The sequence below is a fragment of the Arthrobacter sp. 05T45 genome, from assembly GCF_056395875.1.
The window spans coordinates 13463-39682 of sequence record NZ_JBFTKI010000035.1 but is presented as its reverse complement, the minus strand read 5'-3'; the positions used below and the strand labels follow the sequence as shown (position 1 = coordinate 39682).

The window sequence follows — 26220 nt, the reverse complement described above, 5'->3', positions numbered from 1 at the left end:
TCGCCACCAAATGCCGGATCTTGATATCGGGGTGCATTTTGCTCATGACCCGAGCAAAACCGGTCCGAGTGTCCACGATGTCCTGAGACACACTGTCCACGATGTCTTGAGACAGAAACGTCCATTAAGTCATGAGACTCCACAGTCGTCATTCGGCGTCCATAACCGCCAAGACTGATAGCGCAACGGGTGAGTGGGTGGAGGGGTGCCGCGAGGCTACTCGCCCGTTTCGCCGCCTATTCCCCCGTCTCGCCGTCTAGGGCCTCGCGGAGGAGATCGGCATGGCCGTTGTGCCGGGCATACTCCTCGATCATGTGGCACAGGATCCAGCGCAGGCTCGGTGCCGAACCGTCCGGCCACGGGCGACGGGCTAATTGGTCCAGGCCACCGGCGGCCAGGGCCTCCGTGACGCTGGCCCGGGACCGGTCCACGGCGTCCTGCCACAAGGTGCGCAGCTGGTCCGGGGTGTCCTCGGCGGCGGAATGCCACTCCCAGTCCGGGTCGGCCTTCCAATCCACGGCGGCAAACGGGGCCTCCCGGTCCCGGGCGTGCAGGGAACGGGAGAACCATTCGCTCTCCACATAGGCCATGTGCTTCAGGAGCCCACCCAGTGTCATCGATGAGGCAGCGGTAGTAGCCACAAAGCCGGCCGCGTGCAGCCCGGCGCATTTCCACGCCAGCGTGGCCCGCTGGTAGTCCAGGAAACCCAGGAGGGTCGCGGTTTCATCGGCGGCAAGGGGAGGCTCCGGGCGGCCCTGATCGTCCACAATTGTCATGCGCGTGAGTCTAGCCGCCCGGCGTCCACGTCGCCGGAAACCGTCCGCTTCGCCGGAAAAGTACGGCGTGCCGGCACGCTTCCGGCGACTTCGACGACGGCGGCAGCAGACACGGGGACGACGGCGGCAGGCACGGGGAGGACGGCAGGGACCCGCACGGTCCGCCTGGCGCGCCGGTGGATGACGTACTCGGCCACCGCAAGGTTGATCACCCAGGCTGCCCCCAGGAGCACAGCCCGGGTCGGCTCGTCGGGCGGGCCCACCAGCAGCATCCACGGCAGCCCCGTCAGCGCCTGCGTTCCCGCGGCAACGCCGATCGCGTAGCCGCGCGTCATCCACGCGCCGTGCCGCACAAAATCCCGGCGCACAACCGCCACGACTCCCAGGACAATGCTCGCCGCCATGGCCGAGCCGAAGACCAGCCGCAGCACCAACAGCGCCGGTCCGTCCCCGGGCGGCACCGGATAGAAGACGGCCATCCACAGGCCGGACAGGGCGGCCAGCAGGCCCGCCGGCGCGAGGATGCGGCCGGCGATGCGGTGCCAGCCCCGGCGGCCCCGCAGCGCGGGGAGGAACTGGAACGCACCGAGCAGGCTGTAGGTGGTGACACTGAGGATGTGGGTCACCACGGGCACGGGTGAGGCGAAGAACCGGGCGTTCTGGGCGGTGACGGCGGCACCGCCGGTCAGTTCCGTCAGCCGCGCCGCACCGGCGATCACCGGGATGAGGCTGAGAAGGATCAATCCGGCTGGCACTGGCCACTGGGGGCGGCGGCGGACTCGGGGGACGGGGGCGCTGCTGGCGTGTGTTGTCACGGCGTGGTCCTTGGCTGGGATGGCTGGCGGCGGCGGTACATGAGACGCGAGGTGTACGGCGTACACCTGATGCGGCCACGTTAGGTGTACGGCGTACACTTGTCAATAGGAAACCGTTAGGGAAGGGTGGCCGGATGACCCAGCAAGCGGAGCGAACGCGCCGGATTCCGTTGAGCCGGGACCGCGTCCTGGCTGCCGCCGTCGTGCTGGCCGATCAGGTGGGGATCGAGGCGCTGAGCATGCGCCGGCTGGCGCAGGAACTCGGCGTCGTGCCGATGGCGCTTTACAAGCACGTGGCCAACAAGGAGGAACTCCTTGACGGCATGGTGGACGCCCTTGTCAGCGAGATCGATCCTCCCGTCCGCGATGCCGGCTGGAAGGACGCCGTGCGCCTGAGGGTGCTCTCGGCGCGGGGGGCGCTGCTGCGGCATCCGTGGGCCCGGCAAGTGCTGGAATCGCGCACGAATAAAACTCCAGCGGTCCTTGGCTACATGGACTCGTTCATCGGCATGTTCCTGGCCGGAGGCTTCTCCGTGGACCTGACCCATCACGTCATGCACGCCCTCGGCAGCCGCATGTGGGGGTTTACCCAGGAGCTGTTCGACGACTCCGCCGGCGGGAACGCCGCAGGGCTGGCCACCCTTCCGCCGGAGGCGCAGGCGGCCATGTTCCAGGAGATGGCCGAGCGGTATCCGAACATCCTGAAGGTCGCGACCGCCTCCGCGCACCAGGACTCCGTGGTGGGCCAGGGGTGCGATGACCAGTTCGAGTTCGAGTTCGCCCTGGATCTGCTCCTGGACGGCTTCGAGCGGCTGCACCGGCAGCACTGGACCTCCAGTCCGGCACAGACCAGCCCGGCACAGACCTCGACGCCGGCGAGGCCCTGACCGGGCCCTACTCCTCCAGGAACCGCAGCAGGTACGGGAGAGTGGTCCGCATGGCCCGCAGGTCGCCCCCGCTCGCGGCCAGCTCGCCCAAATAATCGCCGTGGGTACCCGGCACGATCATCAGGCGCGCCCCGGGAATGACCCGTGACATCCGCACGGCGTGGTCAGCGCTGACGACGTCGCGGTCTGCGCTCAGCACCAGGGTCCGGGCCGTGATGCGGCGCAGGTCCTCGTCCGACCATCCGGGGAAGCTCAGGATCCGCTGGCGGTCCAGTTCGAACATCCGCTCGAGGTGTCCGGGGTCCGGGTTCAGCCGGCGGTCCGCGTCCTGGTACACCTCCGGCATGTCATCGAGGGTTGCCTTTTCCATCCCCTCCCAGAATTCATCGCCCACAGCGTCGCGGCTGGCGAAGGTGGAGGCGGCAATCAGGCACCGCACCATGGACGGATGCCTCATGGCCAGCGCGAGCGCGGTGTGGCCCCCGGCGCTGAACCCGAGCACGTCCACGGAGTCCACGTTGAGCTCATCGAGCACGGCCTTGATGTCCCCTGCCGATCCTTCGGCGGTGAGCGGCCGGGCGGTAGCCGCGGTCCGGCCGTGGCCTTCCTCTTCGACGGCGATCACCTGCAGGCTCTCGGCCAGCAGCGCGGGGATGAGGCCGGCGAAATTGGTCTCGATGCTCGAGCCTCCGCCGGGAATCAGCAACAGCGGGGGCTCGCCGACCCGCGGGTGACCGTGGACCTCGTAGTACATGCGGAGGTCGCCGTTGGCCGCGTAACCGTGGGTGAATGTCACACGGCATGTTACCGCCGCTAATACCGGGCTGAACAGGGCCTTGCGGACGACGGCGGGAGATTCCCGCCGTCGTCGTGTTGCGTTGCAGGTCAGGCGTTGACGGACTCGGCGATGATCGCGTCGACCTGGCCCAGCGCCTCCCTCATGCCTTCTTCCATGCCCATGGCGACGATCTTCTCCATCTGCTCCTCCGCCTCGAAGGTGGACAGGATGGTCATTCGGGTGCGGTCGCCGATTGGCTCCAATGTCACAACTCCGTGGATCGTTCCCATATCGGCCACGGGGTCGCCGTTGTCGTCCGCGAAGCCATCATCGAACTCCAGCCGGTGCGGAGCGTTGATGGTCACGAATCGCCACCAGCCGCGGGCCTTCTCCCCCTCGGGTCCCGTCATGTAGTAGCTGGCCTCGCCGCCCGGGACGAACTCGTGCTTCTCGAAGGTGGCCGGCCACGTGGGCGGCCCCCACCAGCGCTCGAGCTGGCGCGGGTCTTCCCAGATTTGCCAGACGCGCCCCACTCCGGCATCGAACTCGGCGACCACGGTGAGGCTCAGCGCCTCAAGATTCTTGACTGAACTGACAACCGTCATGACGAACTCTCCTATCCTTCAGTTTCCTTCAGCTTGGCCTTGCGATTTCTTGATTGGTCTGGCGCCTGCCTGCGTCTCGTCAGATTCCGGGGCGGCCGCTTCGGCAAGCAGGTCCGCAATCCGGTCGGCGCGCTGGCGCCAAATGACCTCGTAGTCGTCCAGCAGGCGGCGGGCCCGCTGCAGGCCGTCATGGTTGGCCCGCACGATCTGCTCCCTTCCCCGCTTCTCCTTCGAGACAAGGGAAGCGCGTTCCAGCACCGCCACATGCTTCTGGACGGCCGCGAAACTCATGGCGTAGAGGGCGGCGAGCCCGGAGACCGAGTACTCGCCCACTGTCACCCGGCGCACGATGTCCCTGCGGGTCGCGTCGGCGAACGAGTGGAAAAGGCGGTCGAGTTCGTCGTCGTTGAGCTGGGTTCTGAGCTGATCTACAACCATTTGGTTGTAGGATAGTCCGACCGCTCGGGGGTGTCAATGGGCCACGAAACGACGCCGGTGGAGACAAGGACCGGGCGGCAAGAGGCCGGTGTGCGGAGCGTGTGCCGAGCGTAGAGTGAGCCCATGAAGCGTGTGGTGATCGACCGCTTCGGCGGCCCCGAGGTCCTGCAGGTGGTGGAGGTCGACGATCCACGGCCCGGCCCGGGCGAAGTCCGCGTCAGGGTCCTGGCTTCGGGGGTCTCTTTCACCGATGCCCAGCTGCGCGCCGGCACCTACCTCGGCGGACCGAAGCCGCCTTTCACGCCCGGCTATGAGCTCGTCGGCATCGTTGATGAGCTCGGGCCCGGTTGCTCGCGGGTACGGGTCGGGGACCGCATCGGCGCGCTGACGGTGTGGGGCGCCAACGCCGAGCGCGTCTGTGTGCCAGAGGCATACGCGGTGGATGTGCCTGAGGACCTCGACCCGGCCGAGGTCGTAAGCCTCGTCTTCCCCTACATGACCGCTTACCAGCTGCTGCACCGGACGGCCCAGGCGAAGCCCGGGGAGAGTGTTCTGGTTCACGGCGCGGCAGGCAGGGTAGGGGCCGCCATCCTCGAGCTCGGAGCATTGGCCCGCCTCCGCCTCTACGGGACCGCCGCCGGCCGGGACCGCGCCGCAGTGGAGCGGCTGGGCGCGGTGGCTATCGACTATCAGAACGAGGATTTCCTGGCCCGGGTGCGCGGGCTCACCGGCGACGGCGTAGACATTGCCCTCGACGGGATCGGTGGGCCGTTGTCTCTGCGCTCCTTCCGCGCGCTGCGGCCCGGCGGTCGGCTCGTCGTGTTTGGCCGCTACGCCACCATCGCGCAGGGGCGCAAGAACTGGCCGGGCGTGATCGCCTGGTACGCGGCAACGGGGAGCGTCGCCCTCTGGGGCTGGCTGTCACCCCGTCGAAAAGTGTTGTCCTACCGGATCCAGAAGCTGCGCATCCACCACCAGGACTGGTTCAGGGCAGACTTCTTCGCGCTGCTCGAGTTGCTTCGCCGCGGCGAGATTCACCCGGTGGTGGCCGAGCGCCTGCCGCTTTCCGACGTTCGCCGCGCCCATGAGCTACTGGGGAGCACCGCGTCGAAAGGGAAGATCGTGCTCGTACCCTGATCCGGCATGGTCGCCGCCGCGGCACTACGCGTAAGGCCCCGCCGAGTTCGCGGGAAGCCTGCGAGGTCGCCGCAAGGTTCCGGCGACCTCGCACGTTTCCGGCGACTTGGCGCGCCGGCGCCACGAGGGAGGATAGTTTTAGGGCATGACGGCAAGCTACAGGTACGACGTCGAGATTCTGCACCTCCTTGTCTCGCCGGCACACGCCTACTTCGGCCGCGCCCGCGATGGTGCGGCGCAGGTCCCCACGACGGACGCGGACCAAGTGGAACTGGTGGCCGGCAAGGGCATCGTCGGCGACCGGTTCTTCGGCAAGGCCGCGCACATGGACGCCGCCGTCACCCTCCTCTCGATCGAGGCCCTCGAGGCGATGGCCAAGGAACTGGCAGCCGGCCCCTTTGACCCGCTCCTGACCCGGCGCAATGTGGTCCTCCGGGGCGCCCACCTCGCTCCCCTGCTCGGCGAAGAGTTCGCGCTCGAATCGAGGGGCAACGTGGTCCGGCTCCGGGCCGGACGGCCAGCACACCTCTGCGCGTGGATGGACCGGATGCTTGCCCCCGGCGCGCACGCCGCCATGCGCGGCCGGGGAGGCGTGCGCTGCCAGCCGCTTTCGACCAGCCTCCTGAGCCGCGGCCCGGCCGTGCTGGTCAGCCCCCTCCCGCTCGACCCCGGGCAGGCCGGCGTCCCCACGCTGCTGCGCCCCTCCCGGCTGCCGTAGCGGCGCGGTCGACGGCGAGCGGCGGAGACGCGGGAGGCGCGGACGACGGCGAGCGGCGATCATGTTCTTTGCCGCGGAGGTGGAACAAATGCTCATCCGAATCGTCGGCAGGAAATAGGCTCGGACTCATCGATCAGGCGGCCGCACGGCAACCGTCAAGCGCAAAACCGGTGAAGGAGCCAGGGTGGACACCCGAAAGCTGAAGTATTTTCTGGCTGTTGTTGACCACGACGGGTTCAGCCGGGCCGCGGAGCACCTGCTCATCGCCCAGCCATCGCTCTCGCAGACCATCGCCGCCCTCGAGAAGGAGCTGGGCGTGCCGCTCTTCCACCGGATCGGGCGGCGGGCGGTGCTCACCGAGGCGGGCAAGGAGCTGATCGGGCCGGCCCGGCTCGTGATGCGCAACCTCGATGCTGCGCAGTCCGCGGTGCAGTCGGTGCGTGGGTTGCGCAGCGGACGGCTGGACATCGTCACGATGCCCTCACCCGGGATCGAGCCCCTGTCCTCGATGATCGCCGCCTTCACCCGGGCGCATCCCCTGGTCAGGCTCAATGTCAGCGCCGCCTTCACCCCGGAGGACGTCATCGAGTCTGTCCGAAGCGGCAGCACGGAGATCGGGCTGGCAGGCTCCCCCACGCCCATCAAGGTTCCCGGCGTTGAGGTGCTGGAGCTCGATCGCCAGCCGCTGATCCTTCTCGTCAATCCCCAGTCCGATACGTTTGGCGCCGCAACAGCGATCCAACGCGAGGAGCTGGCCGGCCACCGCCTGGTCGCGAGCCAGCGCGGTTCGCTGATGCGCTGGCTTGTGGACGACGCACTGGCGCGGGGGATCGACGCCGAAATCGTCGTCGAGGTCGCCCACCGGACCTCGATCCTGCCGTTGGTCCTGGCCGGGGTCGGCCACGCCGTAATGCCGTCGTCGTGGGCGCCTCTGGCCCACAAATCGGGGCTGCGGACGCTGCTGATCGAACCCGTGTCCTACCTGGATGTTGCCGTTCTCAGCAGGAGGGACGACCTGACCCCCGCAGCCCGGTCCTTCCTGGCGGTGGCGCGGCTGCACGCGGCCCCGCACCCGCAAGGAGGGACAGAAACGCCTCCCCCGGCGCATCATCAATAGGCTGAACCTATCTAGCGGATCGGATCTTGGTCTTGGACGGCATGTGGTGCCGGCCCGTCTACTTGAAGAGGAAGGCAGTGTGACGCTGCTAACACACTCAACGAGGAGGTCGGCACATGAGCGCCACCCAGACATTCAGCATCGCTTCAATCCCCGCAGACGGAGTCGGCAAAGAGGTCGTCTCCGCCGGACGCCGGGTCCTGGACGCCCTGGCGCAGAATTCCGGCGGCAAGTTCGCCTTCGAATGGACCGAGTTCCCATGGGGCTGCGAGTACTACGCCAAGACCGGCCAGATGATGGACCCCGACGGACTGGACACCCTCACGGACTTCGACGCCATCTACTTCGGCGCTGTCGGCTGGGAAAACGTCCCGGACCACATCAGCCTCTGGGGCCTGCGCCTGAATATCACGCAGAACTTTGACCAGTGGGCGAACATTCGTCCGGTGAAGTTCCTCCCGGGCGTCCAGTCCCCGCTGCGCAAGGCCGACACCACCGAGCTCGACTGGATTGTGGTCCGCGAAAACAGCGAAGGCGAGTACGCCGGCCTCGGCGGGCGCAACCTCAGCGGCCGCGGCCCGGGCAACGAGGTCGCCCTGCAGACCGCACTGTTCACCGAGAAGGGCTGCGAGCGCATCATGCGCTTCGCGTTCGATCTGGCCCGGACCCGCACGGTGAAGAAGGTCTCCTCCGTCACCAAGTCCAACGCCCAGCAGTACGGCATGGTCCTCTGGGACGAAACCTTCCAGCGTGTTGCCCTGGACTACCCCGATGTCGCCACCGAGAGCGTCCTGGTCGACGCGATGAGCGCCAAGTTCATCCTCCACCCGGAAGACCTCTCCGTGGTCGTCGCCTCCAACCTGAACGCCGACATCCTCTCCGACCTCGGCTCGGCCCTGGCCGGCAGCCTCGGCCTGGCGGCCAGCGCAAACCTGAACCCGGAGCGCCGCTTCCCGTCCATGTTCGAGCCCGTGCACGGCTCGGCCCCGGACATCGCGGGCAAGGGCATCAGCAACCCGATCGGCGCGATCGCCAGCGCAGCCCTGATGCTGGACCACTTCGGCCTGCACGAGGAAGCCCGCCGCGTCGAGGCCGCCATCGAAGAGGCAACCGGCGCCGGCCACCTGACCCGCGACGTCGGTGGCGACGCCACCACCGCGGACGTCACCGACGCCATCATCGAGGCCCTGGCCCGCACCCTGGCGGCCGTCTAACGCTTCCGTCTGCCGCTGCGGCGCACTGAAACGGACGACGCCGGCCGCGCGGCCGCCGTCGAACGCTACACACTGCACGGGGCGGCTGCGCCGAACTGGCACCCGCCCCGTGCAAACCCCCACACTTAAAGCATCTCCAGAGACATTCCACAATGAGGTAGGAATCATGGGACACATCACCACCGCGGGCACGGAAATCCCGGCCCCCAAGAAACGCTGGTACAGGCAGCTGTACTTCTGGGTATTGACCGGCATCGTCCTCGGCATTCTGGTGGGCTGGCTGGCCCCGGCCGCGGGCATTGCCATGGAACCGATCGGCACCACCTTCGTCAACGCCATGAGAATGCTGATCGGCCCGATCGTGTTCCTGACCATCGTCGGCGGCATCGCCAGCGTCGCGGATCTGAAGAAGGTCGGCATGACCGGGCTGAAGGCCCTGACGTATTTCCAGATCGGCACGATCTTTGCCCTGCTCTTTGGCCTGGTCGCCATCAACATCTTCCGCCTCGGCGACGGCGTCAACGCAGACGCCAGCGCTATCAAGACGACGGACTCCGCGGCCAAACTCATCGACGCCGGCGCCCACCAGGAATGGTGGCAGTTCCTGACCCACATCATCCCCACCAGCGTCGTCGCGCCCTTCGTGGAAGGCGACATCCTCCAGATCATCTTCATCGCCGTGATCTTCGGCGTTGCGCTGAACGCCATGGGCAAGGTCGGGGCGCCCGTCCTGGACGGCGTCCAGCGCCTCACCGGGGTCATGTTCAAAATCCTGGGCTTCATCATGAAGGCCGCCCCGCTGGGCGCGTTCGGCGCGATGGCCTTCGCCGTCGGCAAGTACGGCGTCTCCTCCCTCTCCAGCATGGGCGGGCTGATCGCCCTCTTCTACGCCACCTCCATCCTCTTCGTCGTCGTGGTCCTCGGCTCCGTCATGGCCTTCCTGAAGCTGAACATCTTCAAGATGATCCGCCACCTCAAAGAGGAGTACCTGCTCATTCTGGGCACCTCCACTGCCGAACCGGCCCTCCCTGGCCTGATGCGCAAGCTCGAGCACGCCGGTGTGAAGAAGGAAACAGTCGGGCTCGTGGTCCCCACGGGCTACAGCTTCAACCTCGACGGCGCCGCCATCTACCTTTCGCTGGCCGCCGTCTACATCGCCCAGGCAACCAACACGAACCTGACCATCGGCCAGCAACTGGGCCTCATCGCGGTCATGCTGCTCACCTCCAAGGGCGCGGCAGGCGTCGCCGGCGGCGGCTTCATCGCCCTGACCGCCACCCTGGCCACGCTCGGCACCATCCCTGCCGCCGGCATCATGCTTATCTTCGGCATCGACAAGTTCATGTCTGAGTGCCGGGCCCTGGTGAACTTCACCGGTAATGCCGTCGCCACCTTGTTCATCGCCTGGTGGGACCGCACCCTGGACGAGGACCGCGTCCGCCGCGTCTTCAACGGCGAAACTGTTGAGCCGCTGCCCAGCGAGGATCCGATCCTCCCGGACGGCTACGGCGACATCGACGATGACCTGATCGAATACGGCCACCACACGCACCCGGACAACCACCCGGAGCGCACAGAAGCCGCCGATGCCGATTCGACGGCCAAGGACACCCGCCGCCCCGCCTACTCGGAAACCATCTGACATGTTCAACACCACCGCCCCGAAAACCGTGCGGACCCTCATCGCACCGGACAAGTTCAAAGGCAGCCTCACGGCCGGCGAGGTGGCCGACGCCCTGGCCGCAGGGCTCCGCGCCGGAGCCGGCTCCACCGGCGGGGCCGGAGCGGTCCACTGCGAGCTGCTTCCCCTGGCCGACGGCGGGGACGGCAGTGTGGACGCCGCCGTCGCCGCCGGCTTCACCCGGCACCGCCACACTGTCACCGGGCCCACCGGCCAGCCTGTCCCGGCCAGCATCGCGTTTGACGGCACCACCGCCGTCGTCGAGGTCGCCAACACCTGCGGTCTGGCGCTCCTGCCGGCGGGCCAGCTGGAACCCTTGGCGGCCTCCAGCCGGGGCTTTGGGGAAGCGATCCTGTTCGCCCTCAGTCTCAACCCGGTCAGGATCGTCCTGGCGCTGGGCGGAAGTGCCAGCACCGACGGCGGCATGGGAATGCTCACCGCCCTGGGCTACGGCTTCCACGACGCCCGCAGCCGGCAGCTCCACGGCAGCGGAGAGTCACTGGCGCAGATCCACACCATCCGCCGGACCAGGTTCCCCGAACTGGACAGCACGGAACTCGTGGTCGCCAGCGACGTCCACAATCCACTGCTCGGGCCCGGCGGCGCGCCGGCGGTCTTCGGACCCCAAAAGGGCGCCGGACCGCAGGACGTTGCGGCACTGGAGCACGGGCTGGCGCACCTCGTCGCCACGTTGACGGACGCCGGGTTTGAGGACGCCGCCGAACTTGCGCAGCGCGAGGGCGCCGGAAGCGCCGGCGGGATCGGCTTCGCCTGCCTGCTGCTGGGCGCCAAGCAGGTCTCGGGCGCCGACTACTTCCTGGACCTGCTCGATTTCAACAACCGCAGGGACAGTTGCGACGTCGTCATCACCGGCGAAGGCAGCATCGACGAACAGACCCTCGCCGGCAAGCTTCCCGCCGCCGTCGCCCGGAGGTCGGGAACCCGCCCGATCATCGCGGTGGCCGGCCGTTCCCTCCTCCCCCGGGAAAGGTGGTCCGAACTGGCGCTCACCCGGGTCTACACCCTGGCCGAGTACACCGACCAGGACTCCGCCAAAGACCCCGGACTTTCCGCCGCCCTGCTGCAGAGGATCGGGAGGGACATCGCGGCAAGCCTGCTGTAGGCAGTAGCGGAATCTGGCCCCGCGGTCTTACTGCCTAATCGCGCCCTGGCTCTTCCCGCCCTGACTCTTCCCGCCCTGGCTCGTCCCGCTCCGCGATTCCTTTCACGCTCTCCACCAGGCTGTCCCACATGCCCTTGGAGTGGTCGGCGTCCTCGGCACTGGCGTTGTTGTCCTGGGCGAGCGTCAGTTGCGTGGCACCGGCCTGGTCCTCGAGCGTCCAGGTCAGCGTGTGGTAGTTCTCCGGCGCATCCGCTTGGCCGCTCAACGGGCTGAAGTGCGTGACAACAAGCCGCCGTCCGGGTTCAAACTCGAGGATGCTGCCCCTGTCCTCGTACTCCTTGCCGTCCCAGGTGCCCCGCCACAGGATGGGTCCGCCTACCGTCCAGTCGGTCACGAGTTCGGTGCCGAACATGAACTCCTTGGCGGCATCGGGATCGGTGATCACGGACCATACGCGGCTCGCGGGCGCCCCGATGGTGATGGTCGAGGTCGCCACATACATTCCAGGCATAGCTTCCTTTCCTCGCGGAGTCGCTCGGCGCCGGCAGCGCCCGGCACCGAGACTACTCCGCCGGGCGGAACGTGCGGAAGCTCCCTAGGCCGGGTAGATCGCGATGGCGGCGGCCTTGATGACGAAGTAGACGCTCATTCCGGGGATGAGGCCGAGGTCGGCTGACGCGGCCGGGGTGATGTCGGCGGAGAGTCGACCGGCACGGACACGGATCTGATCGCCGTGGGGCTCCAGGTCCGTGATGATCACTTGGAATGAGTTTCGCGGACTGCCGTGCTCTTCGGTGAGGAACACCGATACCGCCGAGGGCGGAAAGACCGCTACTCCGTCCTGCCCGGGCTCGATGGTCTCGTCCCGGTGGCCCGCGACGACCATGCCCTGGGCGGTGGTCACCCCGGCGTCGCTGACAGTCCCCGCCACCAGGTTCAGCCCGGCCAGTCCGGCGGCGAACCGGCTGCGCGGTTTTTCCAGGACTTCGCGGGTGGGGCCCTGTTCGGTGATCCGGCCGTCCTCGAGGACGATCACCCTGTCGGCCAGCATGAGGGCGTCGAGGATGTCGTGGGTGATGATGATGGCCCGGCGGCCGGCGAGGACGCGCTTGAGGAGCCGGCGGAGCAGCGGGGCGGCATGGATGTCGAGCGCGGCCATGGGCTCGTCGAGGAGCAGCAGGTCGGGGTCGGCGGCGAGGGCGCGGGCCACGGCCACCCGCTGGGCCTGTCCGCCGGAGAGCTGTCCGGGGCGCCGCGAGGCGAGGGAGCCGGCGTCGACTTCGGTGAGCCAGTGCATGGCCGTTTCGCGGGCCGCGGCGCTGGAGGCGCCGGCGCTGCGTGGCCCGAACGCGACGTTGTCCAGTGCGCTGAGGTGCGGAAACAGGAGGGCTTCCTGGGCCAGCAGCGCCGTGCCCCGGGTGTGCGGGGCGCGCCAGATGTTGGTGTCCGCGCTCAGGTCGAAGAGGACTTTTTCGCCGATCATGGCTTTGCCGGCATCGGGGCGCAGCAGGCCCGAGATGATCGAGAGGAGCGTCGATTTACCGGCCCCGTTGGGCCCGAGGATGGCGATTGTCTCGGCCGGTCCGAGGCTGAAGGAGACCTCGAAGCCCCGCGCGGCAAGGGTTGCGTCCAGCTGAAAGGTCACCGGAGTGCTCCTTCCGGTGCCACGCCAAGGCGCGGGCGCCGGTAGGAGAGCCCGACGACGGCCACCGCCACGGCGACCAGCAGGAGGGAGAGCGCGACGGCGGCGTCGGCGTCGGTTTCTCGCTGCAGATAGATTTCCAGCGGCAGGGTGCGGGTGACGCCCTGCAGGCTGCCGGCGAAGGTCAGGGTGGCACCGAATTCGCCCAGGCTGCGGGCGAAGGACAGAACGGCGCCGGAGGCCAGGCCGGGGAGCACCAGCGGGATGGTCACCCGGCGCAGCACCGTGCCCGGGCGCGCCCCGAGGGTCGCGGCGACCGCCTCGTACTTGTTGCCGGCGGTGCGCAGGGCGCCTTCGAGGCTGACCACCAGGAACGGCAGGGCAACGTACGTCTGGGCGAGGACGACCGCGGTGGTGGAGAAGGCGATCTGGATTCCGGCCAGTTCCAGGCTTTTGCCCAGCAGTCCCTGGCGGCCGAAGGTGTAGAGCAAGGCGATGCCTCCCACCACGGGGGGCAGGACCAGCGGCAGCAGGACGAAGGCCCGGAGCAGGCGCTGGCCCGGGAACGGGCTTCGGGCCAGGATGAGTGCGAGCGGCACGCCGAGGACGATGCAGGAGGCGGTGCTCGCCGCGGAGGTACGCAGGCTCAGGCCGAGCGCGGTGAGTGAGGATTCGGAGGTGATCAGCGGGATGAACTGGGACCAGTTGACCTTGGCGACCATTGCAACCAGCGGCAGCAGGACGAAGAGTGCCCCTGCTGCCGCGATGGCGTAAATCCATGCCGGGATGCCTGTGTACCCGGTGCCGCTGCGCCTGTGCATGCCGTTTACGGGGTGCCGAATCCGGCGTCGCTCAGCACCGTCTTGCCCTCGCCGCCGGTGACCGCGGCGATGAAGGCAGCGGCGAGCTCCTTGTTCTTGCTCGTGCCGACGGTGGCGATCGGGTAGGTGTTTACGGCCTGTTCCGACTCGGCGAAGGGGATGCCTTTGACCTTGTCGCCGGCGTTCCTGACATCCGTGACATAGACCAGCCCGGCGTCGGCCTCACCCGAGGTGACCTTGCCCAGGACATCCGTGACGGACGATTCCTCGCTGACCGGCGCCAGGGTGGTGCCGGTGGCTTTTTCGACGGTCTCGGCAGCGGCGCCGCAGGGAACCTGCGGTGCGCAGACCACCACCTTCACACCCGGTTTGGCGAGGTCGGCGAAGGAGCTGATCGATGCCGGGTTGGACGGCGGAACCGCGATCTCCAGGACGTTCGTGGCGAAGTTGGCCGGGGCGCCGTCGATCAGTTCCGCATCGGTCAGCTTGGTCATGTTCTTGGTGTCGGCGGAGGCAAAGACGTCGGCCGGGGCGCCCTGGGTGATCTGCGTGACCAGGTCCGAGGAGCCGGCAAAGTTCAAAGTGATTTTGGTGCCGGGGTTCTTCGCCTCGAAGTCGCTGGCCAGCTTGGTGAAGGTCGATTTCAGCGAGGCCGCGGCGTACACGGTGATCGCTCCGGACAGCGTGGGGGTCTCACTGGCCCCGGCGCTGGAGTTGGAACCGGTTCCGGCTGCCCGGGGCGTGCCGGCGGCACAGCCCGCCACGCCCGCGGCCAGGGCGCCGGCCGCCAGCAGTGCGGTGACGTGCTTGCGGGCAGTCCTCATATGATGCTCTTTCCGTGGGGCGTTTCGATGATGACGGTGGTGGCTTTGACCACGGCGGTCGCCACGGATCCAAGCTCCAGGCCCAGTTCCCGGACGGCTTCGCTGCTCATCAGGGACACGACGCGGAAGGGCCCGCACTGCAGCTCAACCTGTGCCATGACTTTGTCAGCGGTGATGCCCGTGACCAGGCCGACGAACCGGTTGCGGGCGGAGCGGCCTATCTTGGTGGGGTCATCGGGAAGCTGTGCCTGGTCGCGGGCCAGGTGGGCAAGTTCCAGGCCGTCCACGGCCAGCCGGCCGGAGTCATCCTTGACCGGGGTCAGGATCCCATTCTCGGTCCAGCGCCGGACGGTGTCGTCACTGACCCCGAGAAATCGTGCTGCTTCGGAGATGCGGATTTTCGGCATGACTCCATAATCACCTATTTGCGGCAATTATGGGGAAACTGATCCGCAAATCAGTAAAGAATCCTCGTTTGGGGTCATCCGAAGTGCAGCCGGGTCCGGCCCCCGGGATCCTCGAACTCAAGGCGCATTTCAGGCCGGCCGGTGGCGCCGCCGCCGGGCGCCGCCCGCTGGGTGGCCACCAGGAGCGACGGCGGGTCGATTTTCCCGCCGCCCGGGACGATAATCGGAGGTGACCGGACAGCTTCTGCCGAGAGGAGCCGGCCGTGGCACCCACCACCCTGCTGGCAGGATTCAGATCTGCGATCGCCGCCCTCACGTTGGGGGTGCTGCTGCTGACCGGAACCGGCTGCTCCTCCGACAACCCCGCGGAAACCACGAAGATCACGCCGGCGACCAACGGGATCAACACCGTGGTCGGTCCGATGAAGCTGGCGGACATGCTCATCCTCTCCCACGGAGCGGACCAGCCCGGACGGATCATGGGCACCGTATTCAACACGTCCGCCAAAGACGCGGTTGTCACCATCTCCGGCGCTTCCGGATCGACGGTATCGATTCCGGTCAAGGCCAACGGCGAAACGTCTTTGGCCCAGCCTCCGGCCATGATGCTGGACCCCACCACGGGATCCCCCGGGTCCCTGGTCACGGTCCGGGTGAGCGAGGACTCCACAGGTAAGTCGGCCGAGCTGCAGCTTCCGGTCCTCGACTCCACGCTGCCCGAATACCAGTCGTACATGCCCGCGACGCCCGGATCCGGGACCGCCTCCGCCAGCCCGTCACCCACGCTGCCCGGGAACACCACCGCTCCATCCGGGACCGGGTCCCCCAGCCCCTCCCCCAGTCCGTAGCCCGAAGCCCGGCCCCAAGCGCCCGACAACCATGGATCTGGCCCCAAAGGCGGCCCCGCCGGCGCAGGAGCAGGACGGGGCTTAGGCAGGCAGGGCCGGTGAACGCCGTCCCTGCCTGCCTGGCAGTCTCGGTGGCTCTGGCTAGGAGAAGCGTCCCGGCCGGAAGGTGGCCAGCATCGGGTGCTTCGTGCCGGTCATGATCTCGCCCGCGAGAAGTTCTCCTGCGATGAGGCCCAGCGTGGCCCCCGAGTGTGTGAAGGCCACGAAGCAGCCGGGCACCTGGCCGAGTTCGCCGAGGACCGGTTCGCCGTCGCCCGGGATGGGCTTGTAGCCGATCTTCCAGGAGGCCGGTTTGAGGTCGGGGTTGCCGCCGATGAGCTTGGATGCTTCATCGGCGAGTTCCTGGACCACGTCATCGGGGATGCTGAAGGAGCCGTCGGCGTGTTCGGCGATGTGCCCTTCATACCAGTCGTGGTCCAGGGCAAGGGTGTTTCCGGGGTTGGGCCGGACGGCGGCCCGGGGGGTGTTCAGCACGGCCTTCAGCTCGTGCTCGACGGGTTTGGTCAGCACCAGCATGGAGACCGGGGATCCGTTGGGGATCTCGACGCCGAGGGAGGCGACGACGGCGGGAGTTGCGGCACCGCATGCCACGAGGACAGCGTCTGACTCGTGGGTTTCGCCTGCGGCCGTCTCGACGCCGGTGGCCCGGCCGCCGTCGACCGTCACGGACACCTTGCCGGCGTTGAGTACGAGTTCACCGCCCAAGGCGTGGAACTCCTCCATCAGGAAGTCCACCAGATCGGGCAGGCTGACCCAGCCCTCACCGGGATTGAAGATGGCGTTCTCCGGAACTTCGGCCGGATCGATGCCGGGGGTGGCTGAAGAAACCCGTCCGGGCGTCAGAAGCTTCGAGTCATAGCCGATGGATTTCTCGTAGCGGTGGCGGGCTTCCGTGGCGGCTTCCTGGCCGGCGGGATTCCACATGAGGCCACCGCCGAACTGCAGCCAGTCCCGGCCGGGGTCCGCGGCGAAGAGCGTGCGGTAGCGGTCCACGCCGGCGACCCGGAGCTGGTGGTACGGTGTGGACCGTTCTCCGGCGGAGTTCAGCCAGGAGAGCGAGCGGCCGGTGGCCTCGCTGGCGAGGCCGTGTTCGGTCAGGAGGATGACGGAGGCGCCGTCGCGGAGCAGGTGGACGGCCGTGGAGACGCCGAGGATGCCGCCGCCGATGACGGCGATGCGCTTGGTTGAGGGCGTGGAGGACATGGGTCTGCCTTTCCTAAAGTAGAGGTATCTGGGGTGTCCGTGAGGGGCACTGGGAGCCGGTGTGCGGGCTATGCGAAGGCGCGGATATTTTGGATGACGCTCAGGACGTCGAGGGACTCTTCGGGGTCGACCGGAAGTGGGCCCTTGCCACGGAGGGCAGTCGCGAGCTCTGCATAGAACAGCGGATAGGCGCCGGGTTCAGATGCGACTGGCCGCAGGTCTCCGTCGACACCCACGGTCCCCCAATGGGTTTGGGGTTCGACGCCGTAGCCCGGCTCCGTGGGTATCGTTCCGGCCGCGAGGGCCGGTTCCTGGCCGTCCAGGCCCCACTTCGTGTAGCCGGACTGGGAGCCCAGGACGTGGAAGCGTGGGCCGACCTGCGCCGTCATGCCGTTCATCCACAACCGTGAGCGGACCCCGGATTCGTGGAGCAGGGACACGAAGGCCTCGGTGTCGGCACCGGCCGGATCCGGGCCGCGGTTCGCCGTTTCGCCGTAGCTTTCGGTCACCGGGCCAAAGAGCTGGATGGCCTGGTCGATCAGGTGGGCACCGAGGTCGTTGAGGATGCCGCCGCCATCGGGCACGGCGGCGGTGTCCCGCCAGTTTCCGAAGCCCTCCGGCCGCCACCATTCGAAGCGCGACTCGAAGCTGCGGACCTCGCCCAGCGCTCCTTCCCCGATAAGCTTCTGAAGCGTCAGGAAATCGGCGTCCCAGCGCCGGTTCTGAAATACCGTGAGCTGCACGCCGGCGTCGGCCGCCCGGGAGATGAGCTCCTGCCCCTGGCCCGGCGTGGTGACGAACGGTTTGTCCACCACCACGTGGAGGCCATGGGCGATGGCCGTTGCGGCGAGGTCGAAGTGGGTCAGCGGTGGCGTTCCGAGGACCACCAGATCGAGGTCACCGGACAGCGCAAACAGGTCCTCCGGCGTCGGGACGATCCGGGTGTCCGGGTAGAGCCTTGCCGCCTCCGAGGCGCGGTCCTGATCCGCCGTGACGATCACGTCCAGCGAGTAGTTGGCATCCGCCGCGATCAGCGGTGCGTGGAAGACTTTGCCCGAGATGCCGAACCCCACGACGGCGGTGCGGATGGGTGCTGCCGCGGTGTTTCCCTTCAGGGTCTCCATCAGAGCACTTCCGAGAGGAATCGCTGGAGGCGTTCGCTTTGCGGGTTGTCGAAGAGGTCGGCGGGCGTGCCGGACTCGACGACCTCGCCTTCGTCCATGAAGACAACCTGGTCGGCGACTTTGCGGGCAAAACCCATCTCGTGCGTGACCACCAGCATGGTCATGCCGCGGCGGCCCAGGCCTGCCATGAGGTTCAGCACGCCCTTGACCAGTTCCGGGTCCAGGGCGCTGGTGGCCTCGTCGAAGAGCATGACTTCCGGTTCCATGGCCAGGGCTCGGGCAATCGCGACGCGCTGCTGCTGTCCGCCGGAGAGGTCGCGGGGGCGGTGGTCGGCGCGTTCGGCAAGACCGACCTCGGCTAGGCGGCGCCGGGCGCGTTCCCTGGCTTCGGCCTTGGGCATGCCCTTGACGCTCCAGAGGGCCAGCGCCACGTTCTCGAGGGCGGTGTGGTCCGGGAAGAGGTTGAAGTGCTGGAACACCATGCCGATGCGGCTGCGCAGGAGGTCCGGTTTGACCTGCAGGGCGCTCTCGCCGGCCAGGAGCACGTCCCCGCTCTTGGGTTCGTGAAGCCGGTTGACGCCGCGCAGGAGAGTGGATTTGCCGGAGCCGGAGGGCCCGATGATGCAGGTGGTGGTGCCCGGGGCGACGTTGAGGCTGACATTGCGGAGCACCTCGACGTCGCCGTAGGCCATGGTCAGGTTCTTCAGTTCCAGGCTGGAGCCGTGGAACGTCTCGATGTCCGGGACTGATTCTTTGGCATTGCTGGCGGTGTTGGTGCTGCTTGCGGTGTTGCTGGCGAGGCTCATGTGTTGCTCCCGGTGGTCAGCGGTGAAGCCGCGGCGAGTTCTTTGACTTCCTTGAGACCGCTGCTGGGTGCGGCGGGGCGGCGTCGGCCGGTGCGGAAGCGGTTATCGAAGTAATTGACCAGATGGGTCAGCGGAACCGTGATCAGCAGGTAGAAGATGCCGGCCATGACCAGGGGCGAGAGGTTGCCGGAAAGCACGGCGGCGTCCTGGCCCACGCGGAAGAGCTCGCGTTCCGTGACCAGCAGGCCCAGGAAATAAACCAGCGAGGAGTCCTTGACGATCGCGATGAACTGGTTCACCAGCGCTGGCAGGACCCGGCGGACTCCTTGCGGAACCACCACCAGGGCCATGGACTTCGCGTAGCTCATGCCCAGCGCGCGGCAGGCCTCACCCTGGCCTTTGTCCACGCTCTGGATACCGGCGCGGAAGATCTCCCCGATGTAGGCGCTGGCGATCAGGCTCAGGGCGATGATCCCCAGGGGGTAGGGCGAGGGACCGAAGATCGATTGGCTGAAGCGGGCGAAACCCTGGCCGATCAGCAGGATGGTCAGGATGGCGGGGAGTCCGCGGAAGAGGTCCGTGTAAATCCGGGCCGGAACCCGAAGCCACCGCGAGGGAGATATCCCCATCACGGCGACGACCATGCCGAGGGCAACGCCGATGATGGTCGCCGCAACGGAGATGATGAGGGTATTGAGGAGACCGACTCCCAGAAGCTGGGGCAGGACCTCGGCCATTGCGCCGAAGTCGAAGAAGGTGCGGGTGATGGTGCTTAACCAGTCCATGGTTGCTCTCAGACGTAGATAGCTTGTGGAACCCGGCGGGCCGCGCAGTGCGGCCCGCCCGGTCAGGTGGCAGCCGGGCTATGTGCCGACGTGCCGATGGTTCGGTGCCTGTTGGTTGCCGGCCGCTTACTTGCTGGGCCGTTTACTTGCTCGGCGCAGGCGTTGCCGTCTGCTCAGCTTTCGGCAGGTACTGCTCGGGCATCGGGGAGCCCGGGAACCACTTCTGGTAGAGCTTCTTCCAGGTGCCGTCCTCCATGGCTGCGGCAAGGCCCTTATTGAGGGCGTCCTTGAAAGCGGTCTTGCCCTTGGCCACGGCGAAGCCGGCGGGAGCGTCGAAGGACGGGATGTCCGCGGCGCTGATCAGCCCGTACTGCGTTTCATAGGCCTTGGCGGCCTCGTAGTCCAGGAAGTGTGCATCAACGGATCCACTGTTGACGGCGGCGATCGCGGTGTTGTTGTCCGGGAAGCGCACCAGGCTCGCGGAGGTGAAGTTCTTGACCGCGTAAGCCTCCTGCAGCGTTCCCTGCACGACGCCGAGACGCTTTCCGCCGAGGCCGTCGGCGCCGGTGATGCCCGAGGTTTTCGTGGTGATGACGGTCAAGTAGCCGGCCAGGTAGCCATCGGAGAAGTCGACGGTTTGTTTGCGCTTGTCAGTGATGCCGATCGCCGCAACGCCGGCGTCGAACTGGCCGTTGGAGACGGCCGCGAGCAGCCCGGAGAAGTCCTGTCCGGTGAAGACGACCTTGTCCACTCCGGCGCGGTGGGCGACGTCTTTGAAGAGCTCGACGTCGAAGCCGGTGAAGTTACCCTGGGCGTCGGCAAAGGTATAGGGCTTCGAATCACCCAGGCTGGCAACGCGGATGGTGCCGGCTTCAATCAGGCCGTAGGGGTTGTCCGCCGGCGAGGACGAGGCGGATGAGCTGCCTCCGCAGCCGGAGAGTGCCAGGACCGCGGCAACAGCAGCGGCGATGAGCGCCCCGGGGCGCATTTTGTTTCCTGTGTTCACAGCGTTTCCAATCGTGGGGGTGAGCAGCGGGGCAGGCAGGCAGTGGGCCCCGTGGAGTGGGACTTTATCGATGGAAGTCTTGCTGAGTCCGGTCTCAGTCCCTAGGATTGAGACCGGACTCACATCGATTGCTAGAAATGTAATCGAAGCCACATCAGGCGTCAAGGGTCCGCTACGAAAGGCCGTAATGAATAGTGATGCTTCCCGGCGCCGCGATGTCACTGTCGCCGACGTCGCCAAAGCAGCCCAGGTTTCCAAGGCCCAGGCCGCCCGCGCCCTGGGCAACTACGGGGCCGTGAGCGACGACGTGCGTGAGCGGGTGCTGGCTGCCGCCGAGGAACTGGAGTACCGGCCCAACGAGCTCGCCCGCAGCATGAACACCGGGAAATCGCACACCATCGGGGTGGTGGTCGGCGACATCGAAAACCCCCATTTCGGCCTGGCCACGCGGGGCATTACGGATACCGCCAAGCGGAGTGGATTCAATGTCATCCTGATCAATACGGACGAGGATACCGAGGCGGAAATCGACGCCGTCAGGGTGCTCCTCGACAAGCGCGTTGACGGCCTGATCGTGGCACCCGCGTCTTCCGTGGAAACGCAACATTTACGGCGCGTTTACGAATCCGGCCGTCCGCTGGTCCTTTTGGACCGCAAGGCGCCAGGGCTCGACGTCGACACCGTGGCGGTGGACATGGAGGAAATCTCCCATGAATCCACCAGCTATTTGCTCAAGTCCGGCCACCGGAGGATCGCCTTCGTCTCCACGCTGAAAACAGCCGGGCCGTACCACGACGGCATGCAGCTGGACTCGTCCCAGATCTCGGACCGGCGCGACGGCATGAAACGCGCATTCGAGGAGGCGGGGCTGGACCTGCCCGTCGATCTGATCCGCCTCAACGCCGGCGACGACGAGTCCATCAAGAAGATCACCCGCGAGCTGGTGCAGCGCCCTGACCCGGCGACGGCGATCATCGCCTCCGACGGGCTGATCGGCCTCAGCGTGGTGGAAGCGATCCACGAGCTCGGCCTCTCCATTCCGGGTGATGTCTCCTTCCTCATGTATGACGACTTCGCCTGGACGCGCCTGACCACGCCCCCGCTCACGGTTATCGCCCAGCCTGTCTACGACATGGGCGTAGCGGCCGCGTCAGCCCTGATCCGGCAGATCGAAGGCCGCAAGGCACCGGCGGCCGCACCGACATTCACGGCCGCACTGATCCGCCGCGGCTCGGTCGCGGCCCCGCGGGCGGCCCGCGAGCACACTTAGTCCGCTTGCGGGCGCCATTGGGCGCCTCGACCCAAAGGACAGGGCTTAGTTCTCTGGCGCGGTCCCGGGCCGGCGGATTCACTGAACTGCAGGGGAACGTTTGGTGCAATCGGCGGAGGGAGCGTGATCCCTGTGGGCGGACCCATCCGACTGCTGGAATCGGGCCGCCCTCACGCTGCGCCCACGGAAACGGGCGCCGATCCGCCATGGAGCTGACGGTCATTGTCCTCATCACCGCCCTCCTGTTCGCGTGGGCGCTGGTGTCGGCGCGGCTGCAGCAGGCGGACCTGACCGCTCCTATTGTGTTCACCGCTGTCGGCGCAGCCCTGGCCTGGTCCGGGCTGGTTAGTGGCCCGTCGCCCTTGGCGAGTATCACCCCGGTTGTCGAGGTCACCCTGGTGTGGGTGCTCTTCTCCGACGCCGCCCGCTTGCCGCTCCAGCAATTGCGCCAAGACGTGAGCCGCTACGTGCGGCTGCTGGGAGTCGGTCTGCCGCTGACGATTGTGTTCGGGTGGGCCCTGGCCGCTTGGTTCTTTCCCCAGTTCGGGTTCTGGCTGGCCCTCCTCGTCGGTGCTGCGCTTGCCCCTACCGACGCCGCACTCGGAATACCCGTGGTGACGAATCCGGCGGTGCCGTCGCGGATCCGCCAGCTGATCACGGTCGAAAGCGGCCTCAACGACGGCATCGCCACCCCGGTCGTCATGCTCGCCATCGCCGGCGCGGCCGCCGCAGCAGGCCTGGAGAGCGCCGAAGGCCCAGGCAGCGCGGCCATGGAGCTGCTCATCGGCGCCGGTGTCGGCGCAGCGGCCGGCGCCGCGGGAGGGTGGCTGCTCCAGCTGGCCCGCCGGCGCGGGACCGCAACCGAGGATTTCGCCGGCATCGGCGTCCTGGCCCTGAGCCTGCTCTCCTACAGCGCCGCACTCGCGGTGGGCGGCAACGGCTTCGTCGCCGCGTTCTGCGCCGGGCTGGCGTTCGGCACCTGCGCCGGGGAACGGGGGCCGGCCGAACTGGCTTTCGTTGAGCAGATGAGCGGCCTGGTGTCCCTGCTCGTGTGGCTGGCCTTCGGAGCCATCACCGTGCCGATCATGCTGGAGCACTCCCTCCCCCTGACCATCGCGTATGCCGTGCTCAGCCTCACGGTGGTGCGGATGCTGCCGGTGGCGCTGGCCTCAATTGGCGCCGGCCTCGACCGGAAAACCGTCCTGTTCGTGGGCTGGTTCGGCCCGCGCGGACTGGCGTCCCTGGTGTTCGCGCTGCTGGCGCTGGAAGCCCTTGGACCATTGTCCGATCAGGCTGTGGCCGTCATTGCCGCCACCGTACTGCTCAGCGTCCTGGCCCACGGCTTCAGCGCCGCACCGTTGGCTGCCCGCTACGGACGGGCCGCTGCCGCAGCGGGACCGGAGCCCGGCGGACCGGTGCCGGTCTCTCCGGCCCCCGCCCGGGGGCTGAGCCGCATGCACATCCACCCTCCGCATTTTCGGTCGAAGCGGTCCCGTCCCTAGACCGCACTGAACCGTCCGCGCCGGACTCGGGTGCCGTCGTCGCCGTCCACGTTCCGGCACAGCGGCTGTGATGAGTCTCACGCGCAAATTTCGCCATCTGGCTTGAGCCTCCCGCGCGGCGCTGTGCACTATGGAAAGGCAAGGCAGGGACTGCGACGTTCCTGCCGGTGCAGCCTGACGAATTTCTGCGACGTTCCGCGTCCGCAGTAAACGCCGGGCACCCATCCTGGTGGACGCAATGAGGCCAAACCGGTGAGCTCGCAGAGCTGCCCACGGTCTCAGGCGTTCCTGGTTTGGCCCCTACGGCGGCTCCGCATCGGTGCGGCAGCCGGACATCCGGATTCATGAAATGGAAGCACTGAACAATGACGTTTGAAACTGCCAACTCTGTAACCCACAAGCTCTGGGACCGCTCCACCATGCACCACGAGCTGGACGCGCTGGTCCACGAGCTCTCCGAGCGCCACAACACAGCCAAGAGCAACATCGCGGTCCACGCCAGCGGCCCGAACACCTTCACCCTCAGCCTGAACCACGGCGCCTAAAGCCCGGGTTCCAGGCAGCAAAGCCAAACGACGACGGCGGGAGCCGCCTCCCGCCGTCGTCGTTTGGCGTTTAAGCCCGCGGATCAACCGGCGCCCACGGCCCCGCGCATTTCCGTCTTGACCCGGTACATGTCCTGATCTGCGGCCAGCAGCAGGGCCGTGGCCAGTTCTTTGTGCGCGGCCGGATCAGCGTCCGCCGGGACAGCCGTTTCCGCCTGGCCAACGGACATGCCCAGCCGGAGCTCGCTCCCCGCGATGGTGATGGCGCCGGCCAGGCAGCTCCGGACGCGCTCCGCAACCGCCTCGAGCTCCGCCGCGTGCTCCAGCCGAGGGATCAGGACAACGAACTCGTCCCCGCTGTAGCGTGTGACGGTGTCCGCGCCGCGCACGGCCTGGGAGAGCATCAGCGCCACGTGTTCCAGGACCTGGTCGCCGGCCGCGTGGCCCAGGGTGTCGTTGACCTGCTTGAACTTATTGACGTCGCAAAAGAGCACGCCGACGCGGTTCCGCTGTTCGCCGGCGCTGGCCAGGGCCCCCAGCAGGTTTTCCTCGAGGTGCCGCCGGTTCGGTAGGCCGGTCAGCGGGTCATGCAGCGCCCGATGGTGGGCTTCCCGCAGGAGCGCGGCGCGGTCCGCCTCGGCATCCTCGAGTTGCCGGTGAGCGCTGGCCAGTTCGCGCTCATACCGCCGCCGCTCGGGGGCAGCGAAAAAGATCATCAAATCCCTCGGTTCTGCCCCGTCCACGGTCCGGGTGACGGACAGCAGGACGGGCCTGCGCTGCCCGTCCTGTCCCAACAGCTCGATCGAGAGTTCGGCGAGGTGCCCGTCGCGTTCCAGCTTCGGCCCGGCGTGCGTCCGGTACATCAGCCTGTCCCCGGCCGGCATGAGGTCCAGGAGGCGGGTGCCGTCGAGGCTGCCTTCGGGGATTCCGGTCCAGGCGCACATGGTGGCGTTCGCGGCCAGGATGGTCCCGTCGGTACCGGCAACGATGTAGCCGGCGGGCGCCTGGTGGAAGAGCTGCCCGTAATCGACGGCCGTGGTGCTGGTCCGGGTCATGCCGGCTTCAGGAATTCGAGGATGGCGGCAGACGTTTCCTCCGGCGCGCTGCTTTGCGGGAAGTGGCCTGTGGCCGCAAGCCGGACCAGGGTGCTGTTCGGGAGCGCGTGGTGCAGGTAGGTTCCCACGTGGTCCGGCGTGACGACGTCGTCGGTGCTTTGCAGGACCAGCACCGGGATGGTGACCCCGCCGAGCAGGTGCCGGACATCGGAAAGGAACGCGACCCGGGCAAAGTCACGGGCAACCCGGGGGCTGATCCGCCCGAAGCTGCCCTGGATCTCATGCTCCAGTTCGGGAGCGTGCGGCGTATTCATGTAGACCGGGGCCATCGACTCGGCCCAGACCACATAGTTGGCATCCAGGGATTCGAAGACGTCGTCGATGTCCTGCCGGGTGAACCCTCCCACGTAGCCGTCCTCGGGGTGGTCAAGATAGCTCGGCGAGGCCGTGACCAGCACGAGCCGGCCGAACCTGCGCCCTGCGTCCCGGGCGGCCGCGCTGATGGCCATCATGGACCCGACGCTGTGGCCGATGAGGGTCACGTCCTGCAGGTCGAGTTCGCCGCAGACTTCCACCAGGTCACCGACGTAGGCGTCAAGGGTGGCGTAGGTGGCCGAATCGTAGGCGGACTGGTCGGAGCCGCCGGAGCCCACATGGTCCAGCAGAACCACCCGGTAGCGGTCGGTGAACCGGGGCAGAATCTTGCCCCACATGCTCTGGTCGGTGCCGAACCCGTGGGCGAACACCAGCGCCGGGCCGTCTTCTGGCCCGTGCACCTGGACGTTGTTGCGCGCTGCCGCACCGGACATCATCGGCCAACCTGCTCTTCCAATTCACACATGGACCCACCTATCGAGACCGACGGCTGCACAATTCGTCCGGGCCTCGGGCCCAGAAAAATCCGTCCGGCGCCTGCAGGCGCCGCCCCACGAAAATTCCCATATTACAAGGATGTATTTCGACGACGTGGATCCATCTTAGTCCGGTGGGCCGCGGGCCTGGACATGCGTCTTCGCAGGTCACGCGGGGTTTC

The 26220-nt window shown here is 67.5% G+C and carries 28 protein-coding genes; 11 read left to right on the top strand and 17 right to left on the bottom strand.

What is annotated here, in order from left to right; translation table 11 throughout:
- Positions 1–236 precede the first annotated feature (236 nt).
- Positions 237–776, bottom strand: a complete 540-nt coding sequence (locus tag AC1DGD_RS21065; protein ID WP_476858127.1) for a DinB family protein — start codon at positions 774–776, stop codon at positions 237–239.
- Positions 773–1591 carry a DUF2306 domain-containing protein gene (locus AC1DGD_RS21060; RefSeq protein ID WP_476858126.1) on the bottom strand — a complete coding sequence of 273 codons (819 nt, stop codon included), beginning with the start codon at positions 1589–1591 and terminating at the stop codon, positions 773–775. The genes AC1DGD_RS21065 and AC1DGD_RS21060 overlap by 4 nt, the downstream gene beginning before the upstream one ends.
- A gap of 134 nt (positions 1592–1725) precedes the next feature.
- Here AC1DGD_RS21060 and AC1DGD_RS21055 point away from each other — a divergent pair, with 134 nt between their 5' ends.
- Positions 1726–2478 carry a TetR/AcrR family transcriptional regulator gene (locus tag AC1DGD_RS21055; RefSeq protein ID WP_476858125.1) on the top strand — a complete coding sequence of 251 codons (753 nt, stop codon included), beginning with the start codon at positions 1726–1728 and terminating at the stop codon, positions 2476–2478.
- A 7-nt stretch (positions 2479–2485) separates the two neighbouring features.
- Here the strand turns inward: AC1DGD_RS21055 and AC1DGD_RS21050 are convergent, their stop codons facing one another.
- From AC1DGD_RS21050 to AC1DGD_RS21040, 3 genes are all read right to left on the bottom strand, one after another.
- Entirely contained in the window at positions 2486–3274 is a 789-nt protein-coding gene (locus AC1DGD_RS21050; RefSeq protein ID WP_230009667.1) for an alpha/beta fold hydrolase, read from the bottom strand.
- Between the two features lie 89 nt (positions 3275–3363).
- Positions 3364–3861, bottom strand: a complete 498-nt coding sequence (locus AC1DGD_RS21045) for an SRPBCC family protein (RefSeq protein ID WP_230009669.1) — start codon at positions 3859–3861, stop codon at positions 3364–3366.
- An 18-nt stretch (positions 3862–3879) separates the two neighbouring features.
- Entirely contained in the window at positions 3880–4299 is a 420-nt protein-coding gene (locus tag AC1DGD_RS21040; RefSeq protein WP_476858124.1) for an ArsR/SmtB family transcription factor, read from the bottom strand.
- A gap of 123 nt (positions 4300–4422) precedes the next feature.
- Between AC1DGD_RS21040 and AC1DGD_RS21035 the strand changes: the two genes are divergently transcribed.
- The 6 genes from AC1DGD_RS21035 to AC1DGD_RS21010 all read left to right on the top strand — a co-directional run bounded on the left by AC1DGD_RS21035 (position 4423) and on the right by AC1DGD_RS21010 (position 11289).
- Complete coding sequence (locus AC1DGD_RS21035) at positions 4423–5436, top strand: medium chain dehydrogenase/reductase family protein (RefSeq protein ID WP_476858123.1); 1014 nt, start codon at positions 4423–4425, stop codon at positions 5434–5436.
- A 145-nt stretch (positions 5437–5581) separates the two neighbouring features.
- Positions 5582–6154, top strand: coding sequence for an MOSC domain-containing protein (locus AC1DGD_RS21030; protein ID WP_476858122.1), 573 nt, complete (start codon positions 5582–5584; stop codon positions 6152–6154).
- Between the two features lie 184 nt (positions 6155–6338).
- Positions 6339–7271, top strand: a complete 933-nt coding sequence (locus AC1DGD_RS21025; protein WP_476858121.1) for a LysR family transcriptional regulator — start codon at positions 6339–6341, stop codon at positions 7269–7271.
- Positions 7272–7387: 116 nt separating this feature from the next.
- Positions 7388–8485 carry a tartrate dehydrogenase gene (locus AC1DGD_RS21020; RefSeq protein ID WP_476858120.1) on the top strand — a complete coding sequence of 366 codons (1098 nt, stop codon included), beginning with the start codon at positions 7388–7390 and terminating at the stop codon, positions 8483–8485.
- Between the two features lie 166 nt (positions 8486–8651).
- The gene (dctA, locus tag AC1DGD_RS21015) at positions 8652–10127 is read left to right on the top strand and encodes a C4-dicarboxylate transporter DctA (RefSeq protein WP_476858119.1); all 1476 of its coding nucleotides are present in this window, start codon (positions 8652–8654) and stop codon (positions 10125–10127) included.
- A 1-nt stretch (position 10128) separates the two neighbouring features.
- Entirely contained in the window at positions 10129–11289 is a 1161-nt protein-coding gene (locus AC1DGD_RS21010; protein ID WP_476858118.1) for a glycerate kinase, read from the top strand.
- 34 nt (positions 11290–11323) lie between these two features.
- Here the strand turns inward: AC1DGD_RS21010 and AC1DGD_RS21005 are convergent, their stop codons facing one another.
- The 5 genes from AC1DGD_RS21005 to AC1DGD_RS20985 form a co-directional block, all read right to left on the bottom strand.
- On the bottom strand, positions 11324–11800 hold the full coding sequence (locus tag AC1DGD_RS21005) for an SRPBCC domain-containing protein (RefSeq protein ID WP_476858117.1): 477 nt from the start codon (positions 11798–11800) through the stop codon (positions 11324–11326).
- Positions 11801–11884: 84 nt separating this feature from the next.
- A complete protein-coding gene (locus AC1DGD_RS21000) occupies positions 11885–12934 on the bottom strand; it encodes a sulfate/molybdate ABC transporter ATP-binding protein (RefSeq protein WP_476858116.1) in 1050 nt (349 codons plus the stop codon).
- Positions 12931–13752, bottom strand: coding sequence for an ABC transporter permease (locus AC1DGD_RS20995; RefSeq protein WP_476858115.1), 822 nt, complete (start codon positions 13750–13752; stop codon positions 12931–12933). Before AC1DGD_RS20995 ends, AC1DGD_RS21000 begins: the two co-directional genes overlap by 4 nt.
- A gap of 5 nt (positions 13753–13757) precedes the next feature.
- On the bottom strand, positions 13758–14576 hold the full coding sequence (gene modA, locus AC1DGD_RS20990; RefSeq protein WP_476858114.1) for a molybdate ABC transporter substrate-binding protein: 819 nt from the start codon (positions 14574–14576) through the stop codon (positions 13758–13760).
- Positions 14573–14983 carry a TOBE domain-containing protein gene (locus AC1DGD_RS20985; RefSeq protein ID WP_476858113.1) on the bottom strand — a complete coding sequence of 137 codons (411 nt, stop codon included), beginning with the start codon at positions 14981–14983 and terminating at the stop codon, positions 14573–14575. The genes modA and AC1DGD_RS20985 overlap by 4 nt, the downstream gene beginning before the upstream one ends.
- A 263-nt stretch (positions 14984–15246) precedes the next feature.
- Between AC1DGD_RS20985 and AC1DGD_RS20980 the strand changes: the two genes are divergently transcribed.
- Entirely contained in the window at positions 15247–15831 is a 585-nt protein-coding gene (locus AC1DGD_RS20980) for a hypothetical protein (protein ID WP_476858112.1), read from the top strand.
- Between the two features lie 141 nt (positions 15832–15972).
- On the opposite strand, the gene AC1DGD_RS20975 is transcribed toward AC1DGD_RS20980, so the two are convergent.
- From AC1DGD_RS20975 to AC1DGD_RS20955, 5 genes are all read right to left on the bottom strand, one after another.
- Positions 15973–17094 (bottom strand): NAD(P)/FAD-dependent oxidoreductase, encoded by a 1122-nt coding sequence (locus tag AC1DGD_RS20975; protein ID WP_476858111.1) that lies wholly within the window; start codon positions 17092–17094, stop codon positions 15973–15975.
- Positions 17095–17162: 68 nt separating this feature from the next.
- On the bottom strand, positions 17163–18218 hold the full coding sequence (locus tag AC1DGD_RS20970) for a Gfo/Idh/MocA family protein (protein WP_476858110.1): 1056 nt from the start codon (positions 18216–18218) through the stop codon (positions 17163–17165).
- Complete coding sequence (locus AC1DGD_RS20965) at positions 18218–19024, bottom strand: amino acid ABC transporter ATP-binding protein (protein ID WP_476858109.1); 807 nt, start codon at positions 19022–19024, stop codon at positions 18218–18220. Before AC1DGD_RS20965 ends, AC1DGD_RS20970 begins: the two co-directional genes overlap by 1 nt.
- Positions 19021–19809, bottom strand: coding sequence for an amino acid ABC transporter permease (locus tag AC1DGD_RS20960; protein ID WP_018775513.1), 789 nt, complete (start codon positions 19807–19809; stop codon positions 19021–19023). The genes AC1DGD_RS20965 and AC1DGD_RS20960 overlap by 4 nt, the downstream gene beginning before the upstream one ends.
- A gap of 142 nt (positions 19810–19951) precedes the next feature.
- Positions 19952–20797, bottom strand: a complete 846-nt coding sequence (locus tag AC1DGD_RS20955) for an ABC transporter substrate-binding protein (protein WP_223913949.1) — start codon at positions 20795–20797, stop codon at positions 19952–19954.
- A gap of 205 nt (positions 20798–21002) precedes the next feature.
- Here AC1DGD_RS20955 and AC1DGD_RS20950 point away from each other — a divergent pair, with 205 nt between their 5' ends.
- The 3 genes from AC1DGD_RS20950 (at position 21003) to AC1DGD_RS20940 (ending at position 24132) form a co-directional block, all read left to right on the top strand.
- Positions 21003–22085 carry a LacI family DNA-binding transcriptional regulator gene (locus tag AC1DGD_RS20950; protein ID WP_476858108.1) on the top strand — a complete coding sequence of 361 codons (1083 nt, stop codon included), beginning with the start codon at positions 21003–21005 and terminating at the stop codon, positions 22083–22085.
- 206 nt (positions 22086–22291) lie between these two features.
- The gene (locus AC1DGD_RS20945) at positions 22292–23587 is read left to right on the top strand and encodes a cation:proton antiporter (protein WP_230008941.1); all 1296 of its coding nucleotides are present in this window, start codon (positions 22292–22294) and stop codon (positions 23585–23587) included.
- A 365-nt stretch (positions 23588–23952) separates the two neighbouring features.
- Positions 23953–24132: a hypothetical protein gene (locus AC1DGD_RS20940; RefSeq protein ID WP_018775517.1), complete on the top strand. Its 180-nt coding sequence runs from the start codon at positions 23953–23955 to the stop codon at positions 24130–24132.
- Between the two features lie 83 nt (positions 24133–24215).
- Here the strand turns inward: AC1DGD_RS20940 and AC1DGD_RS20935 are convergent, their stop codons facing one another.
- Together AC1DGD_RS20935 and AC1DGD_RS20930 are read right to left on the bottom strand one after the other, a co-directional pair.
- The gene (locus AC1DGD_RS20935) at positions 24216–25187 is read right to left on the bottom strand and encodes a PAS domain-containing protein (protein WP_476858107.1); all 972 of its coding nucleotides are present in this window, start codon (positions 25185–25187) and stop codon (positions 24216–24218) included.
- The gene (locus AC1DGD_RS20930) at positions 25184–25999 is read right to left on the bottom strand and encodes an alpha/beta fold hydrolase (protein WP_476858106.1); all 816 of its coding nucleotides are present in this window, start codon (positions 25997–25999) and stop codon (positions 25184–25186) included. Before AC1DGD_RS20930 ends, AC1DGD_RS20935 begins: the two co-directional genes overlap by 4 nt.
- Positions 26000–26220 lie beyond the last annotated feature (221 nt).

Bases quoted from the DNA above. Each gene is read 5' to 3' on its own strand.
- dctA (WP_476858119.1), top strand. From the start codon at position 8,652: ATGGGACACATCACCACCGCGGGCACGGAAATCCCGGCCCCCAAGAAA.
- AC1DGD_RS21010 (WP_476858118.1), top strand. From the start codon at position 10,129: ATGTTCAACACCACCGCCCCGAAAACCGTGCGGACCCTCATCGCACCG.
- AC1DGD_RS21055 (WP_476858125.1), top strand. From the start codon at position 1,726: ATGACCCAGCAAGCGGAGCGAACGCGCCGGATTCCGTTGAGCCGGGAC.
- AC1DGD_RS20960 (WP_018775513.1), bottom strand. From the start codon at position 19,809: ATGGACTGGTTAAGCACCATCACCCGCACCTTCTTCGACTTCGGCGCA.
- AC1DGD_RS20940 (WP_018775517.1), top strand. From the start codon at position 23,953: ATGACGTTTGAAACTGCCAACTCTGTAACCCACAAGCTCTGGGACCGC.
- AC1DGD_RS21030 (WP_476858122.1), top strand. From the start codon at position 5,582: ATGACGGCAAGCTACAGGTACGACGTCGAGATTCTGCACCTCCTTGTC.
- AC1DGD_RS20970 (WP_476858110.1), bottom strand. From the start codon at position 18,218: ATGGAGACCCTGAAGGGAAACACCGCGGCAGCACCCATCCGCACCGCC.
- AC1DGD_RS21005 (WP_476858117.1), bottom strand. From the start codon at position 11,800: ATGCCTGGAATGTATGTGGCGACCTCGACCATCACCATCGGGGCGCCC.
- AC1DGD_RS21040 (WP_476858124.1), bottom strand. From the start codon at position 4,299: ATGGTTGTAGATCAGCTCAGAACCCAGCTCAACGACGACGAACTCGAC.
- AC1DGD_RS20945 (WP_230008941.1), top strand. From the start codon at position 22,292: ATGGAGCTGACGGTCATTGTCCTCATCACCGCCCTCCTGTTCGCGTGG.
- AC1DGD_RS20985 (WP_476858113.1), bottom strand. From the start codon at position 14,983: ATGCCGAAAATCCGCATCTCCGAAGCAGCACGATTTCTCGGGGTCAGT.
- AC1DGD_RS20995 (WP_476858115.1), bottom strand. From the start codon at position 13,752: ATGCACAGGCGCAGCGGCACCGGGTACACAGGCATCCCGGCATGGATT.
- AC1DGD_RS21020 (WP_476858120.1), top strand. From the start codon at position 7,388: ATGAGCGCCACCCAGACATTCAGCATCGCTTCAATCCCCGCAGACGGA.
- AC1DGD_RS20955 (WP_223913949.1), bottom strand. From the start codon at position 20,797: ATGCGCCCCGGGGCGCTCATCGCCGCTGCTGTTGCCGCGGTCCTGGCA.
- AC1DGD_RS20950 (WP_476858108.1), top strand. From the start codon at position 21,003: ATGAATAGTGATGCTTCCCGGCGCCGCGATGTCACTGTCGCCGACGTC.
- AC1DGD_RS21065 (WP_476858127.1), bottom strand. From the start codon at position 776: ATGACAATTGTGGACGATCAGGGCCGCCCGGAGCCTCCCCTTGCCGCC.
- AC1DGD_RS21045 (WP_230009669.1), bottom strand. From the start codon at position 3,861: ATGACGGTTGTCAGTTCAGTCAAGAATCTTGAGGCGCTGAGCCTCACC.
- AC1DGD_RS20935 (WP_476858107.1), bottom strand. From the start codon at position 25,187: ATGACCCGGACCAGCACCACGGCCGTCGATTACGGGCAGCTCTTCCAC.
- AC1DGD_RS20975 (WP_476858111.1), bottom strand. From the start codon at position 17,094: ATGTCCTCCACGCCCTCAACCAAGCGCATCGCCGTCATCGGCGGCGGC.
- AC1DGD_RS20930 (WP_476858106.1), bottom strand. From the start codon at position 25,999: ATGATGTCCGGTGCGGCAGCGCGCAACAACGTCCAGGTGCACGGGCCA.
- modA (WP_476858114.1), bottom strand. From the start codon at position 14,576: ATGAGGACTGCCCGCAAGCACGTCACCGCACTGCTGGCGGCCGGCGCC.
- AC1DGD_RS20965 (WP_476858109.1), bottom strand. From the start codon at position 19,024: ATGAGCCTCGCCAGCAACACCGCAAGCAGCACCAACACCGCCAGCAAT.
- AC1DGD_RS21035 (WP_476858123.1), top strand. From the start codon at position 4,423: ATGAAGCGTGTGGTGATCGACCGCTTCGGCGGCCCCGAGGTCCTGCAG.